The sequence below is a fragment of the Rhizobium sp. SVR5-9E genome (genome assembly GCF_056755095.1).
Genome location: NZ_JBNDHS010000068.1, coordinates 20,134 through 33,915, shown reverse-complemented (window position 1 = coordinate 33,915; position 13,782 = coordinate 20,134). Strand labels below are relative to the sequence as shown.

At 61.1% G+C, this 13,782-nt stretch carries 17 protein-coding genes and 1 riboswitch; of the genes, 7 read left to right on the top strand and 10 right to left on the bottom strand.

The genetic code is table 11. The features are described from left to right. From gfa to sugE, 3 genes are all read left to right on the top strand, one after another. Window positions 1–564: S-(hydroxymethyl)glutathione synthase (gene gfa, locus ACPYOJ_RS24815; RefSeq protein ID WP_481418618.1), on the top strand; the 564-nt coding region annotated here is incomplete at its 5' end. A 104-nt stretch (window positions 565–668) separates the two neighbouring features. Beyond that, window positions 669–1,130 (top strand): YaiI/YqxD family protein, encoded by a 462-nt coding sequence (locus ACPYOJ_RS24810; protein ID WP_481418617.1) that lies wholly within the window; start codon window positions 669–671, stop codon window positions 1,128–1,130. 188 nt (window positions 1,131–1,318) lie between these two features. Next, a complete protein-coding gene (gene sugE, locus ACPYOJ_RS24805; protein ID WP_481418616.1) occupies window positions 1,319–1,633 on the top strand; it encodes a quaternary ammonium compound efflux SMR transporter SugE in 315 nt (104 codons plus the stop codon). Between the two features lie 25 nt (window positions 1,634–1,658). Here the strand turns inward: sugE and ACPYOJ_RS24800 are convergent, their stop codons facing one another. From ACPYOJ_RS24800 to crcB, 7 genes are all read right to left on the bottom strand, one after another. Further along, entirely contained in the window at window positions 1,659–2,045 is a 387-nt protein-coding gene (locus ACPYOJ_RS24800) for a DoxX family protein (protein ID WP_481418615.1), read from the bottom strand. A 77-nt stretch (window positions 2,046–2,122) separates the two neighbouring features. After that, window positions 2,123–3,655, bottom strand: coding sequence for an acyl-CoA carboxylase subunit beta (locus ACPYOJ_RS24795; protein WP_481418614.1), 1,533 nt, complete (start codon window positions 3,653–3,655; stop codon window positions 2,123–2,125). 35 nt (window positions 3,656–3,690) lie between these two features. Continuing rightward, window positions 3,691–4,149, bottom strand: coding sequence for a hypothetical protein (locus ACPYOJ_RS24790; protein ID WP_481418613.1), 459 nt, complete (start codon window positions 4,147–4,149; stop codon window positions 3,691–3,693). Between the two features lie 67 nt (window positions 4,150–4,216). Beyond that, on the bottom strand, window positions 4,217–5,005 hold the full coding sequence (locus ACPYOJ_RS24785) for an ATP12 family chaperone protein (RefSeq protein WP_481418612.1): 789 nt from the start codon (window positions 5,003–5,005) through the stop codon (window positions 4,217–4,219). Between the two features lie 9 nt (window positions 5,006–5,014). Next, window positions 5,015–5,665: an HAD-IA family hydrolase gene (locus tag ACPYOJ_RS24780; protein WP_481418611.1), complete on the bottom strand. Its 651-nt coding sequence runs from the start codon at window positions 5,663–5,665 to the stop codon at window positions 5,015–5,017. After that, entirely contained in the window at window positions 5,662–6,654 is a 993-nt protein-coding gene (locus ACPYOJ_RS24775) for an RluA family pseudouridine synthase (RefSeq protein ID WP_481418610.1), read from the bottom strand. The genes ACPYOJ_RS24780 and ACPYOJ_RS24775 overlap by 4 nt, the downstream gene beginning before the upstream one ends. A 91-nt stretch (window positions 6,655–6,745) precedes the next feature. Next, entirely contained in the window at window positions 6,746–7,123 is a 378-nt protein-coding gene (gene crcB, locus ACPYOJ_RS24770; RefSeq protein WP_481418609.1) for a fluoride efflux transporter CrcB, read from the bottom strand. A 118-nt stretch (window positions 7,124–7,241) separates the two neighbouring features. Between crcB and ACPYOJ_RS24765 the strand changes: the two genes are divergently transcribed. After that, window positions 7,242–7,508, top strand: a complete 267-nt coding sequence (locus ACPYOJ_RS24765) for a hypothetical protein (RefSeq protein WP_481418608.1) — start codon at window positions 7,242–7,244, stop codon at window positions 7,506–7,508. A gap of 56 nt (window positions 7,509–7,564) precedes the next feature. Here the strand turns inward: ACPYOJ_RS24765 and ACPYOJ_RS24760 are convergent, their stop codons facing one another. The 3 genes from ACPYOJ_RS24760 to ACPYOJ_RS24750 form a co-directional block, all read right to left on the bottom strand. After that, the gene (locus ACPYOJ_RS24760; protein WP_481418607.1) at window positions 7,565–8,530 is read right to left on the bottom strand and encodes a copper chaperone PCu(A)C domain-containing protein; all 966 of its coding nucleotides are present in this window, start codon (window positions 8,528–8,530) and stop codon (window positions 7,565–7,567) included. Between the two features lie 77 nt (window positions 8,531–8,607). After that, window positions 8,608–8,988 (bottom strand): hypothetical protein, encoded by a 381-nt coding sequence (locus ACPYOJ_RS24755; protein ID WP_481418606.1) that lies wholly within the window; start codon window positions 8,986–8,988, stop codon window positions 8,608–8,610. After that, complete coding sequence (locus ACPYOJ_RS24750) at window positions 8,988–9,119, bottom strand: hypothetical protein (RefSeq protein ID WP_481418605.1); 132 nt, start codon at window positions 9,117–9,119, stop codon at window positions 8,988–8,990. The genes ACPYOJ_RS24755 and ACPYOJ_RS24750 overlap by 1 nt, the downstream gene beginning before the upstream one ends. Window positions 9,120–9,144: 25 nt before the next feature. Then, window positions 9,145–9,237: riboswitch (glycine riboswitch) on the top strand. A gap of 152 nt (window positions 9,238–9,389) precedes the next feature. Between ACPYOJ_RS24750 and gcvT the strand changes: the two genes are divergently transcribed. From gcvT to gcvP, 3 genes are read left to right on the top strand one after another with little or no spacing between them, the layout of a single operon-like run. Further along, window positions 9,390–10,526, top strand: a complete 1,137-nt coding sequence (gene gcvT, locus ACPYOJ_RS24745; RefSeq protein WP_481418604.1) for a glycine cleavage system aminomethyltransferase GcvT — start codon at window positions 9,390–9,392, stop codon at window positions 10,524–10,526. 24 nt (window positions 10,527–10,550) lie between these two features. Further along, window positions 10,551–10,913: a glycine cleavage system protein GcvH gene (gene gcvH, locus ACPYOJ_RS24740; RefSeq protein ID WP_481418603.1), complete on the top strand. Its 363-nt coding sequence runs from the start codon at window positions 10,551–10,553 to the stop codon at window positions 10,911–10,913. Next, on the top strand, window positions 10,913–13,777 hold the full coding sequence (gene gcvP / locus ACPYOJ_RS24735; protein WP_481418602.1) for an aminomethyl-transferring glycine dehydrogenase: 2,865 nt from the start codon (window positions 10,913–10,915) through the stop codon (window positions 13,775–13,777). The genes gcvH and gcvP overlap by 1 nt, the downstream gene beginning before the upstream one ends. Window positions 13,778–13,782: the final 5 nt, after the last annotated feature.

Genomic DNA, 13,782 nt, shown 5'->3' with positions numbered 1-13,782 from the left:
TCGATACACCCCGCCCTCGACGGCGGCGTGAAGGCGGGACAGGCGAATTTCAGCGGCGGGACACTCGTCTGTGCCTGCTCCGACCGTCCCGTCAAAGTCGCCATCAAGGGAAATATCGCCCATAACCACGCCTGCGGCTGCACAAAATGTTGGAAGCCCAAGGGCGCCGCCTTCTCCGTCGTCGCCGTCACGCCGCATGAGAACGTCACCGTTCTCGAAAACGGCGACAAGCTAAAGATCATCGATCCCGACGCACTGATCCGCCGCCATGCCTGCAAGGAATGCGGCGTGCACATGTACGGACCGGTGGAGCGGGACCACGCATTCAAAGGTCTCGACTTCATTCACCCGGAACGCTTTCAGGAAAGCGGTTGGCCCGAGCCGACATTTGCGGCCTTCGTTTCCTCGATCATCGAATCGGGCACGCCGCCTTCGGCGATGGCAGGCGTGCGCAGCCGCTTGAACGAACTCGGCGTCACGCCCTACGATTGCCTGAACCCGACGCTGATGGATGTCATAGCAACCTGGGTGGCGAAAAAGGCAGGCACGCTGAAGGAAGCCTGACGTCTTGAACGAGGGGCAACCGTCGGACTATTAGATCCGATCGAACCGCCGCTACGCGCCCGCCAAGGCCGCGTAGCGTTTCCAGCCAGAGCAGATTGAAATTCATGATCTACGTCGATGCAGACGCTTGCCCCGTGAAATCGGAAATTCTCAAAGTCGCGGAACGCCACGGGATCGAAGTGACGTTTGTCGCCAATTCCGGGCTCCGTCCGTCGCGGGATCCGATGGTTCATAACGTCATCGTCTCCAATGCCTTCGATGCCGCCGACAACTGGATTGCGGAACATGCAACGAAGGGCGACGTCGTGGTGACGGCAGACGTACCGCTGGCGGTCAGGTGTGTCGCATCCGGTTCGCTTGTCTGCGGCCCGTCCGGCCGTGTCTTCGACGAAACGAATATCGGCATGGCGAGCGCCATGCGCGATCTCGGTGCGCATCTCCGCGAGACTGGCGAGAGCAAAGGTTACAATGCCTCCTTCGGTCCCAAAGACCGGTCGCGTTTTCTCGAAACCTTCGACCGGCTCTGCCGCCGCGCAAAGAGCATATCACAGACGAGTACAGGCTAACTGGGTCATCGAGCCCTGCCTGTTTCCTGAGGAACGCAAGAAACGGGTGGCATGGCAGCTATGCCAATCCCCAACTTGAAACCAGCCGTCAAACTGTGCATATAGGCATCGACGCAGACGACTGCGGCGCCTGATTTCCTGGCGCAAACGTCGCGGGGACGGCCTCGCTCTTGCTAAAGGAGAGCAAAATGGCTTGGTTCCTGTTGTTTCTTGCAGGTCTTTTTGAATGTGGTTGGGCAATCGGCTTGAAATATACCGATGGCTTCACACGCCCCGTGCCGACAATTTTCACGGCGGTGTCGATGATTATCAGCGTGGTCCTTCTTGGACTTGCGGTCAAAACTTTGCCAGTCGGGACGGCCTATGCAGTCTGGACCGGCATCGGCACCGTCGGAACGGTGCTGCTGGGCATCTGGCTGCTCGGTGATCCCGCAACGCCCACGCGGCTCGCTTGCATCGGTCTGATCGTGATGGGGATTGCAGGGCTGAAATTCGTATCCTGAAGCCGCAAGTCCCAAGCAGACGATATCAGGCGCGGCGGCTGTCCAGCGACCAGGCGCCGCCCCCCGCAAAAACCAGATACAGGAAAATAAAGCAGAAAAGCACGGCGCCGTCGCCCTCGTTGATGACCGGAAAGACGCTGATCGGCAGATGCTCCATGAAATAGGCGATGGCCATCTCGCCGCTCAGAAGGAAGGCAACCGGTCGGGTGAAAAGCCCAAGAATGATGAAGATGCTGCCTATGAGCTCAATGACGCCCGCAACGGTGAACAGCGTTGTCATCTCACCATATTGCCATGGCGGAAAATTGAAGAGCTTTTGCGTTGCGTGTTCCATGAACAGAAGCGCGGTGACAATCCTGAGAACTGCAAGGGCATATGGCCGGTACTGCCCGAGGCGCTCGAATTCCAACATCAAATTCTCCGATCAAGTCTAAGCCGCGCCCCCCGGACGCTTTTGCGCCTAAAACACCTCAGAGCCGATTTTATTCGTCAGAGTGGAATATTGTCGTGTTTCTTCCAGGGATTCGAGAGATCCTTGTTGCGAAGCATCTTCAGACCCCGCGCCAAACGCCGCCTTGTCGAATGCGGCATGATCACCTCATCGATATAGCCCCGCTCCGCAGCCACGAAGGGCGACAGGAAGCGGTCTTCGTACATCTTGGTATGTGCGGCGATCTTTTCTGGATCGGCTATGTCCTTGCGGAAGATGATTTCCACAGCGCCCTTCGCCCCCATCACGGCGATCTGTGCGGTCGGCCAGGCGTAGTTGAGGTCACCCCGCAGATGCTTGGAGGCCATGACGTCGTAGGCCCCGCCGAAGGCCTTGCGGGTAATGACCGTCAGTTTCGGCACCGTGGCCTCCGCATAGGCAAAAAGCAGCTTTGCGCCATGCTTGATCAGCCCGCCATATTCCTGCGCCGTACCAGGCAGGAAGCCCGGGACATCGACAAAGGTGACGATCGGAATATTGAAGCAGTCGCAGAAGCGAACGAAACGTGCCGCCTTGCGCGACGCATCGCTGTCGAGCACGCCGGCGAGCACCATCGGCTGGTTGGCCACAAAGCCGACAGTCGAACCTTCGATGCGTCCGAAACCGCAGACGATATTCTTGGCAAAGCTGGCTTGAATCTCGAAGAAATCGCCTTCGTCGGCAACCTTGTTGATCAGTTCCTTGATGTCATACGGCTTGTTGGCATTGGCCGGGACGAGCGTGTCCAGCGACATGTCCGCATCGGTCACCGACTGGTAACATTCGATCTCCGGCACCGGCGAGGTATTCGACAGAGGCAGGAAATCCACAAGGCGACGAACCTGCAGCAGCGTATCGACATCGTTGTCATAGGCGCCGTCGGCGATCGATGAGCGCGTTGTATGGACGGTCGCGCCGCCAAGTTCCTCGGACGTCACGGTTTCGTTGGTGACGGTCTTCACGACGTCAGGGCCGGTGACGAACATGTAGGAGGTGTCGCGCACCATGAAGATGAAATCGGTCATGGCAGGCGAATAGACGTCACCGCCCGCGCACGGCCCCATGATCACCGAAATCTGCGGAATGACGCCGGAGGCGAGCACATTGCGCTGGAAGACCTCGGCATAGCCGCCGAGCGCCGCAACGCCTTCCTGAATGCGCGCACCGCCCGCGTCATAGATCCCGACGATCGGCGCCCGGTTCTTGAGCGCCATGTCCTGCACCTTCATGATCTTCTCGGCATGCGCCTCGGAAAGCGAGCCGCCGAAGACGGTGAAATCCTTGGCGAAGACGAAGACGGTCCGCCCGTTGACCGTTCCCCAGCCGGTGACGACGCCATCGCCGGCGATACGGCTCTTGTCCATGCCGAAAGCCGTCGACCGGTGCTCGACGAACATGTCGAACTCCTCAAACGAGCCCTCATCGAGAAAGAGGTCGATGCGCTCACGCGCCGTCAGCTTGCCACGCTTGTGCTGCGCTTCGATGCGCGCGTGGCCGCCGCCTTGCCGGGCAATCTCACGGCGCCGCTCGAGCTCTTCGAGAACTTCCTTCATGAATCTCCCCTCGCCGCAGAAATTGCGGCATGATTTCAAGCGCCGCCGGCCGTGAGCTGGAAGGCCGAACGGATGCGCGCGGCGACATCTTCCGCGAGGATCTGATCAACCATCCTCTCATCGTTTGCGGTGCTCGTAACCTCGAAAGCGCTGACGGCGATGACCGAACCATCGTCCACGGAAGCAGCGTCGATCCTCATCTTGGCAACGTTTCGGTTCCGATCGAAACCGACCGCCTTTTGGACGGAAGCGACGCGAATTGTCAGCACGACGCGCGGATAGACCTCGGTGCGAACCGTCGCATTGATGGCGGAATTTATGCGATCGCCGATACCCGAGAGCAATTCTCGCGATACCTCGGGGCCGCCTAGAACGACGGCGCTGCGAACATCGTAGATGGGACCGGGCGGTTCGCTGGAGAACCAGCTCGCACAGGCCGTCAGCGTGGCGCAAATCAGCATCAGCTGACAAAAACACGACCTCAACCGTCTCATCCCGAAATTCCGCGCTCCCCAATTGGAGTCGCAGATTTCGTCATAACGGTCCGCAAAGCAATGTCTTTCAGGCCCTTAGCGCCAAAAAAACATCCGCCGCAGCCTTGAACTCATCAAAGCGCTTGGCGCGGCGTAACTCGGCCTCCTCGTCGCTGCCCCAATGCTCGATCGTCCAGTCCTCGTCGAGATGCGCAAGCGACCAGACTTCCTCAGTCGTCAGGTGGCGTTCAGCGAAGGCGAGTGCAAGTATTGCTGACCCTGTGAGCGTCGTCATGGTGTGGAGCGCGGCAAGCACGAGCGGACTGTCATGCCTCCGCAGGGTGACCCCAAGCGCGGCGATGGCCTCGCGGGGCTGTTCGTGGTGCATGACGCCTTCGATCAGGATGAAACGCGCGCCGAGATCGTTCCCCGCCCAATCGAGAACAGGATCCCAACGCTCGGTCTGGCGCTGTACCAGAGCTTCGGGACTCTCGGCGCGATAGCAGAGAAGATCGCTCGTGGAGAAACGCAAGATATCTTCAAAGACAGCCTGTGGGTCGTTGGCAACGCCGTCCAGCGCGGTGTTGACGAGACGAGTCACCGGCATGGTCACCGGATCGATGACCTCCGCCTGCGCATCCCATTCGGCGGCGATGAGATCCGCCAACGCCCGAACCGGCACTGCCAGTACCTGCCTGGCCGGGGTGCGCACGACCTTGCCGTCGAGCTCGATTGCGAAACCCTCATCACCCCGCTCGGCAACCGCCGCGCTTTCGTAGAAGCGAGCCGGAAGCGGCTTCTTCATCTGGATCTGCGCACGGCGGATCGGATCAGGATGGCTCAGGCCCTCGGATAGGTCGTCCAGCAGGTCGCGCATAGCGTCACCTCAAAAATTGGAAAGCACGTCATTCGGATGGTAGGCGATGGCATCAGCGCCACTGGCGATCAGATCGACAACACTCGCATATCCCCAGGATACACCGATTGCCTTCGCACCTGCAGCCTTTGCCATCTGCATGTCGTAAATAGCGTCGCCGACGACAATGGCGTCGGCCGGGCTCATGCCGGCCTCGTCGCAGCATTCGGTCACCATCGCCGGATGCGGTTTGGACGGACAATCGTCGGCTGTGCGCGAGACGATGAAATGTGGCGCGAAGCCGTGGGTTTCGAGAATGTTCACGAGGCCACGGCGGGATTTCCCCGTGACAGCGCCTATCAGGATGTCTTCCCTCTGGGTCAGCGCCTCGATCATCGGCCTTATGCCGGCGAACAGCGGAACGTCCATGCCCGGCTGCTGACGGACATCCATATAGATCGACTTATAGTGCGCAGTCATGGCAGCGGCCTCGTCGTCGACATGCGGCTTGCCTTGCATGCGAGCAATGGCGATATCGAGCGTCAGGCCGATGATCGACTTGGTGCTGGCGACCTCGGGCCGGGGATGGCCGAAATGCACGAAGGTACGCGCCATAACCTCATGGATGAGAGCGGCACTATCGACCAGCGTGCCGTCGCAATCGAAAAGAGCAAGTTTCATTCTTCGTCTTCCCTCTCCGCACCGGCAAGATCGAGGCCGAGCAGATTCCATGTCTGGACCATGTGTGGCGGCAGCGGCGCAGTAACGCGCAGGCGCCCGCCGGAGGGATGCGGAATGTCGATCTTGCGCGCATGCAGGTGCAGCCGCTTCTGTATGCCACCGGGGAAGTCCCAGTTCGGATCTTCGATGAAATATTTGGGGTCGCCGATAATCGGGTGGCCGATATGGAGCGCATGCACACGAAGCTGGTGCGTGCGCCCGGTATAGGGTTCCATTTCCAGCCAGGCGAGGTTCTGAGCGGCAGTCTCGACGACGCGATAATAGGAAACGGCGTGATCGGCGCCATCCTCACCATGTTTGGCAACGCGCATGCGATCGCCGTCGGCGGTCGCTTCCTTCACCAGCCAGGTGGAGATCTTGTCCTCGTGCTTGCGCGGCACACCCTTCACCAGCGACCAGTAGGTCTTCTTGGTATCCCGCTCACGGAAGGCCGCAGTGAGCTTCTGCGCCGCTCCGCGCGTGCGGGCGATCACGAGTACGCCGGAGGTATCGCGGTCGAGGCGATGCACCAGCCGCGGCTTCTCGCCCTTGGGGCTCGTCCAGGCTTCGAGCATCTTGTCGATATTGCGCGTCACGCCGGAGCCGCCCTGCACGGCAAGACCGGCCGGCTTGTTCAGTACGATCACCTTGTCGTCCTCATGCAGCACCATGCGCTGCAGAAGCTCGTAGTCGCCCCCATGCTTCAGATCGTGATTGGCGATCGGTCCGCTCTTCTTCGCATCGACGTCGAGCGGCGGCACGCGCACCACCTGCCCCGGCTGCACGCGGGCATCCGTCTTCACCCGGCCGCCATCCACGCGGACCTGTCCCGAGCGCATGAGTTTCTGCAGCGGGCCGAAGCCGAGACCCGGATAATGAATCTTGAACCAGCGATCGAGCCGCATGCCCGCCTCGTCGGATTCCACCGTGATATGTTCAATACCGGCCATTTTTCTTTTCTTTCCGGAAATGGGATGCCTGCGCCGAACGCGGCCTTTGCCCGTGGCTTTAGAGCATTTTTGTCCACACGGAAACCGCCTTTCAGATCAAAGCGCGCGCCGCGGCGAGTCCAGCCATGACAGCGGCCATCGAAAACCCGACGCTTGCGGCGATGTAGAGCCAGCCGGAGACAGCCTCGCCGCGCTCGAAGAGCGAAATCGCGTCGAGCGAAAAGGCCGAGAAGGTCGTGAAGCCGCCGAGAAAGCCGGTGATGAGCAAAAGCCTCAGTTCGACAGAGGCGTTGAACCTGCGGGCGATCATTTCAGCAAGAACGCCGATGGCAAAGCATCCCACGACGTTGATGATCAGCGTGCCCCATGGAAAGTTCGGTCCCATGAGCCGAAGGGACCACTGGCCGACATAATATCTCAGAAGCGAACCGATGGCGCCGCCGGCGCCCACAAGAAAAGCCTGAATCATACGTTCGCCTTACGTCACAAATCCATGGATTCCGATCGGCAAGAAAAGATCTGCAGTTCTGTAAAATGCTATTAATTTCTTTAGCCGGACACAAACAAAAGGCCTGTACCATATCAGTATGGCACAGGTCATTACCATATCCGCGAGCACCGCCGCTGCCGCTTTCGAGACGCTGAGGATCGCTCCCCGCGTGCCGGCGAGCGTTGCGGCCAAGGATGCGCGCCGTATCGCCGATCGCCAGCTCAAGGGCACGGCGGCGGATGAAGTCGAGGAAACCCAGAACATCATCCAATCGACCGAGATCGCTCTCGACCTCATGACGAGTGGCAACAAGCAGCCGCAGGCCGGTTTACGGCAGGCTCTGAAATCCTACGAAGATTCCTGAATTCCGTCGCCGGGGAAGAAAAAAGCCCGCGACCCATGCCGCGGGCTTCCGCCTGATTACTTGCCCTGAGCCGAAAGCACCTTCAACGTCAGATCGACCTTGCCGGCTTTCTCGAAGGTCAGCGTCACGGGCACGCTGTCGCCCTGCTTGAACGGCGCCTTGACCTTCTGGAACATCAGGTGCAGGCCTCCCGGCGCGAGCGTCACGGTCCCGCCAGCCGGCACGGGAATCCCGTCCTTCAGCTCCCGCATCTTCATGACATTGTCCTGCATCGCCATCTCGTGCAGTTCAACTTCGCCCGCATTGGGAGATGAGATCGAAACGAGCCTGTCGTCGGTCTTGCCGTTGTTCTTGACGGTGAAGAAGCCGCCGCCGACCGGCTGACCGGGGAGCATCGCCTTTGCAAAAGCGCCGGAAATCTGGAGATCGCCGAGCGTTACCGTGTCACCTCCCATGCCGCTCATATCCATGCCAGCCATATCATCATGGCCGTGATCATGTTCTGCGCCTGCAACGACCGTCAGCACCGGCGCCGGGCTTTTGAGCTTGTGCGGATCGCCGCCTTCCTTGGCGACCTCATCCCAAGCTGCTACGGCATCGCCACAAAGCTGGGTGACCGGAAAAGCGAGCGACGTCCCGCCTTCGACGCCAGAGATCTTACCCTGAATGACGAAGGTGTCGTAGAAATCGTCGGAGAGATTGCCGCCTTTCCAGCGGATCTCGACAGCGCCGGATGTCATTGCGGTGCCGTGATTGTCGTAACTCTTCTTGTAGTCGCCCTTGACGATCTCGAGTTCCCAGCCCGCCTTTGGCTGCGGCTTTGCGAACACGAACCCTTCGGGCAGTTTGACCCGTACCTCGTTCGTCGCCTTGCCGTCGCATCCATGCGAGACCTGCAGCGTGGCAAGAATCGTCTTCTCTTGCGGCGCCTGCGGATCGAGGAAAGTCACATGTGCCTGCGCGGCGGTGAACGTGGTAGCGGAAAGCAGCGCGACGCCGCCGAGTGCTTTGATTGTCTTCATTGGATATCTCCTCGCCGGTATCGCCCACAAACCTTGGCGCACCAGCACTATAATGTCATTTCGGTCATGGCTGGAGATCAGACCAGAACCGGGGGCCCCCTGGATTTCGGCTGTTCGACGGCACGCGTGCCGATAGTCACATGCGCCTCAACCGGCGGGTTATGCAGCGAGGCAAATTCGAGATTCAGCCACGAGCCGGAATCGGGCCCCGGCAGAATGACGGAAGCCGCGAGATGGCAGACTTCACAATTCGGCTTCGGTGGAACGGTCTTGCCGTCAGTGTCGGTAACCGTCACGCAGAGCGAGGCATACGAGCCGTCCGGCAGGGCATATTCGGCGCCGTTATAAGCGGGCTCGGACGAAACCCGCGGAGCCTGATGCGCAAGGCCGAGCAAAAGCAGGCTCAACGCGCAGACTACGCGCGTCAGCATCCCAGCTCTTCGGCTCCTGTCCGTCATCAAATCCCCTCGGCGACTTTGCGATTAACCACTTTACCGGCGAAAAGCAAAAGCGTTTTGCCGCAGATCAGACGCTGCCCCACGGAAAGCGCGACAAAAATTTGCTCGGTGGCGACATTCCCCCTTGCCAACAACCCGCTCCGCCGGATAATTGCGGCGACCTTGTTGGGAGAATCCGGTCCGCTAGCGACCGGTGCCGAAGGAGCAACCGCCCCGGAAACTCTCAGGCAAAAGGACCACAAGGGGCAGACGGAACTCTGGAGAGAAGCGTTCTCGAAACGCTCGCCGAAGGGATAGCAATCTCAGGCACAGGGACAGAGGGGGCTCGAAAGACGGGCGCGGCGGTGCCTGCAGATTTGAGCCCGCGCTTGGGATTCCACGCGCAAACCCCGGAGGCGTCATTGGACGATACTGCTGCCCTCAAGAAAACTCCGCTTCACGCGCTGCATCTTTCGCTCGGCGCCCGCATGGTCCCCTTCGCAGGCTACGAGATGCCGGTGCAATATCCGGCCGGCGTCATGAAGGAACACCTGCAGACGCGCACCGCAGGCGGCCTGTTCGATGTCTCGCACATGGGACAGGTCATCGTGAAAGCGAAATCCGGCAAATACGAAGACGCCGCGCTCGCGCTCGAAAGCCTCGTCCCTGTGGACATCCTCGGTCTCGCTGAAGGGCGCCAGCGTTACGGCTTCTTCACCGACGAGAACGGCGGCATCCTCGACGACCTGATGATCGCCCATCTCGACGACCACCTCTTCGTCGTGGTCAACGCCGCCTGCAAGGAGGTCGACGTCGCGCATCTGCGGAAGCATATCGGCGACCGCTGCGACATTACCGTGCTCGATCGGGCACTGATCGCTCTTCAGGGGCCGCACGCAGTCGATGTGCTCGCCGAACTCTGGGCCGACGTCGCCTCGATGAAGTTCATGGACGTGCGCCATTGCCGCCTGCACGATGTCTCCTGTCTTGTGTCCCGCTCCGGCTACACCGGCGAAGACGGCTACGAAATCTCGGTGCCGCAGGAGATGGCCGAAGATATCGCCAAACGGCTGCTCGAGCATCCGGACGTGCAGCCGATCGGCCTCGGAGCCCGCGATTCACTCCGGCTGGAAGCCGGTCTCTGCCTCTATGGCAACGACATTGACACGACGACTACGCCGATCGAGGCCGCGCTCGAATGGGCCATGCAGAAGGCCCGCAGGACGGGCGGAGCCCGCGCCGGCGGTTTTCCGGGTGCCGAACGCATTCTTTCCGAACTCGACAATGGCGCCAAGCGCCGCCGCGTCGGCCTGAAGCCCGAGGGCAAGGCGCCGGTGCGCGGCCACTCAAAGCTTTACGCGGATGCCGAAGGCAAGACCGAAATCGGCGAAGTCACCTCGGGCGGCTTCGGCCCCAGTGTCGAAGGTCCGGTTGCCATGGGCTACGTGCCGGTTTCGCATTCTGCCGCGGGAACTCAGATTTACGCCGAGGTGCGCGGCAAGTACCTGCCCCTCACCGTCAGCGCGCTTCCCTTCATCACGCCGACCTATAAACGCTAATAGTTTTTCCAGAGAGGACGAACCATGCTGAAATTTACCGAAGAACACGAGTGGCTGAAGATTGAAGGCGGCGTTGCGACGGTCGGGATCACGAGCTATGCCGTCGATCAACTCGGCGACCTCGTTTTCGTCGAACTGCCGGAAGTAGGCAGCAGCTTCTCCAAGAATGATGCCGCCGCAACGGTCGAATCCGTAAAGGCTGCTTCCGACGTTTATTGTCCGCTCGATGGCGAGATCACCGAAGTCAATCCGGCAATTACCGCCGATCCGTCGCTGGTCAATTCCGACCCGCAGGGTGCCGGCTGGTTCTTCAAGCTGAAGCTCAAGAACCCGGCCGATGCAGATGGCCTCCTCGAAGAGGCGGCCTACAAGGAGCTCACCGCGTAATGACGACGCCCACGGAATTCCAGTTCACGGACTACCAGCCCTACGACTTCGCCAATCGCCGCCATATCGGCCCCTCGCCGGCTGAAATGGCTGACATGCTGAAGGTCATCGGCTACGGCAGCCTCAATGCCTTGATTGATGCGACGGTACCGCCCTCCATCCGCCAGAAGCAGCCGCTGACCTGGGGCGCCCCGATGACGGAGCGCGAGGCGCTCGACAAGCTGCGCGAGACCGCCAACAAGAACAAGGTGCTGACCTCGCTGATCGGCCAGGGCTATTACGGCACGATCACGCCGCCGGTCATCCAGCGCACCATCCTCGAAAACCCGGCCTGGTACACGGCCTACACACCCTACCAGCCTGAAATCAGCCAGGGCCGCCTCGAGGCGCTGCTGAATTACCAGACGATGATCTGCGACCTCACCGGCCTCGACGTCGCCAATGCCTCGCTGCTCGACGAGGCCACGGCCGCCGCCGAAGCCATGGCTATGGCCGAACGCGTCTCCAAGTCGAAGGCAAAGGCCTTCTTCGTCGATGCCGACTGCCATCCGCAGACGATCGCGCTCATCCGCACCCGCGCTGAGCCGCTCGGCTGGACCGTCATCGTCGGCAACCCTTTCACCGATCTCGACCCGACCGAAGTCTTCGGCGCGATCTTCCAGTATCCGGGCACGCACGGCCATGTGCATGATTTCTCCGGCCTGATCGCCCGCCTGCACCAGACTGGCGCGATCGCTGTCGTTGCAGCCGATATCCTGGCCCTGACACTCCTGAAGTCGCCGGGCGAAATGGGCGCCGATATCGCCATCGGCTCCTCGCAGCGCTTCGGCGTTCCGGTCGGCTATGGCGGCCCCCATGCGGCCTACATGTCCGTCAAGGACGCCATCAAGCGCTCCATGCCCGGCCGTCTCGTCGGCGTCTCCGTCGATGCGCGCGGCAACCGCGCCTATCGTCTGTCGCTGCAGACCCGCGAGCAGCACATCCGCCGCGAAAAGGCGACGTCGAACATCTGCACCGCGCAGGTGCTGCTGGCCGTGATGGCCTCCATGTATGCCGTCTTCCATGGTCCGAAGGGCATCAAGGCGATTGCCCAGCAGGTCCACCAGAAGGCGGTGCTGATGGCGAAGGGCCTCGAAAAGCTCGGCTACACGGTCGAGCCGGAAACCTTTTTCGACACGTTCACCGTGGACGTCGGCCATATGCAGGGCCTCATCCTGCGTGCCGCCATCGCGGAAGGCGTCAACCTTCGCAAGGTCGGCGACACGAAGATCGGCATGAGCCTCGACGAGCGCACCCGTCCCGCGACACTTGAGGCCGTCTGGCGCGCCTTCGGTGGTAACTTCGCGATCGCCGATTTCGAGCCGGGCTACCGTCTGCCGAAGGACCTGCTGCGGACCAGCGATTACCTGACGCATCCGATCTTCCACATGAACCGTGCCGAAAGCGAAATGACTCGCTACATCCGCCGGCTTTCGGATCGCGACCTGGCGCTCGACCGGGCGATGATCCCGCTCGGCTCCTGCACGATGAAGCTGAACGCGACGGCGGAAATGCTGCCGATCACCTGGCCGGAATTTTCCGACATCCATCCTTTCGTGCCGGCCGACCAAGCGCTGGGCTACCGCGAGATGATCGACGATCTCATCGACAAGCTTTGCGCAGTGACCGGCTACGACGCCTTCTCGATGCAGCCGAATTCCGGCGCGCAGGGCGAATATGCCGGCCTCTTGACGATCCGCAATTATCACCTGGCGAATGGCGATACTCATCGCGATGTCTGCCTCATCCCGACCTCGGCACACGGCACCAACCCCGCCTCTGCGCAGATGGCCGGCATGAAGGTGGTTGTGGTCAAGGTTCGCGACAACGGCGACATCGACATGGATGACTTCCGTGCCAAGGCGGAGCAGTATTCGGAAAGCCTCTCCTGCTGCATGATCACCTACCCGTCGACGCACGGCGTCTTCGAGGAGACCGTCAGGGAAATCTGCGACATCGTCCATAGCCACGGCGGCCAGGTTTATCTCGACGGCGCCAACATGAACGCCATGGTCGGCCTGTCCCGTCCCGGTGACATCGGCTCGGACGTTTCCCACCTCAACCTTCACAAGACCTTCTGCATTCCGCACGGCGGCGGCGGTCCGGGCATGGGGCCGATCGGCGTCAAGGCGCATCTGGCACCTTATCTCCCCGGCCATCCGGAAGCCGACGGTCGCTCCGGTGCGGTCTCGGCGGCAGCCTTCGGCTCCGCCTCGATCCTGCCGATCTCGTGGAGCTACTGCCTGATGATGGGCGGCGAAGGCCTGACGCAGGCGACCAAGGTCGCGATCCTCAACGCCAACTACATCGCCGCCCGCCTCAAGGGCGCCTACGATGTGCTCTACAAGTCCGAAGCTGGCCGCGTGGCGCATGAATGCATCATCGACACGCGCCCGCTAGTCGACAGCGCCGGCGTCACCGTCGACGACGTCGCCAAGCGCCTGATCGACTGCGGCTTCCACGCACCGACCATGAGCTGGCCAGTTGCCGGCACGTTGATGATCGAGCCGACTGAATCGGAAACCAAGGCCGAACTCGACCGCTTTTGCGAGGCGATGCTGGCGATCCGCCAGGAAGCCCGCGACATCGAGGAGGGCCGCTCCGACAAGGCGAACAACCCGCTGAAGAATGCCCCGCACACGGTCGAAGACCTGGTCGGCGAATGGGACCGCCCCTACTCGCGCGAACAGGCCTGCTTCCCGCCAGGTGCCTTCCGCGTCGACAAATACTGGTCGCCGGTCAACCGCGTCGACAACGTCTATGGCGACCGCAACCTACTCTGCACCTGCCCGCCGGTGGAGAGCTACGCCGAGGCTGCCGAATAACCTGA

Bases quoted from the DNA above. Each gene is read 5' to 3' on its own strand.
- ACPYOJ_RS24810 (WP_481418617.1), top strand. From the start codon at position 669: ATGATCTACGTCGATGCAGACGCTTGCCCCGTGAAATCGGAAATTCTC.
- sugE (WP_481418616.1), top strand. From the start codon at position 1,319: ATGGCTTGGTTCCTGTTGTTTCTTGCAGGTCTTTTTGAATGTGGTTGG.
- ACPYOJ_RS24800 (WP_481418615.1), bottom strand. From the start codon at position 2,045: ATGTTGGAATTCGAGCGCCTCGGGCAGTACCGGCCATATGCCCTTGCA.
- ACPYOJ_RS24795 (WP_481418614.1), bottom strand. From the start codon at position 3,655: ATGAAGGAAGTTCTCGAAGAGCTCGAGCGGCGCCGTGAGATTGCCCGG.
- ACPYOJ_RS24790 (WP_481418613.1), bottom strand. From the start codon at position 4,149: ATGAGACGGTTGAGGTCGTGTTTTTGTCAGCTGATGCTGATTTGCGCC.
- ACPYOJ_RS24785 (WP_481418612.1), bottom strand. From the start codon at position 5,005: ATGCGCGACCTGCTGGACGACCTATCCGAGGGCCTGAGCCATCCTGAT.
- ACPYOJ_RS24780 (WP_481418611.1), bottom strand. From the start codon at position 5,665: ATGAAACTTGCTCTTTTCGATTGCGACGGCACGCTGGTCGATAGTGCC.
- ACPYOJ_RS24775 (WP_481418610.1), bottom strand. From the start codon at position 6,654: ATGGCCGGTATTGAACATATCACGGTGGAATCCGACGAGGCGGGCATG.
- crcB (WP_481418609.1), bottom strand. From the start codon at position 7,123: ATGATTCAGGCTTTTCTTGTGGGCGCCGGCGGCGCCATCGGTTCGCTT.
- ACPYOJ_RS24765 (WP_481418608.1), top strand. From the start codon at position 7,242: ATGGCACAGGTCATTACCATATCCGCGAGCACCGCCGCTGCCGCTTTC.
- ACPYOJ_RS24760 (WP_481418607.1), bottom strand. From the start codon at position 8,530: ATGAAGACAATCAAAGCACTCGGCGGCGTCGCGCTGCTTTCCGCTACC.
- ACPYOJ_RS24755 (WP_481418606.1), bottom strand. From the start codon at position 8,988: ATGACGGACAGGAGCCGAAGAGCTGGGATGCTGACGCGCGTAGTCTGC.
- gcvH (WP_481418603.1), top strand. From the start codon at position 10,551: ATGCTGAAATTTACCGAAGAACACGAGTGGCTGAAGATTGAAGGCGGC.
- gcvP (WP_481418602.1), top strand. From the start codon at position 10,913: ATGACGACGCCCACGGAATTCCAGTTCACGGACTACCAGCCCTACGAC.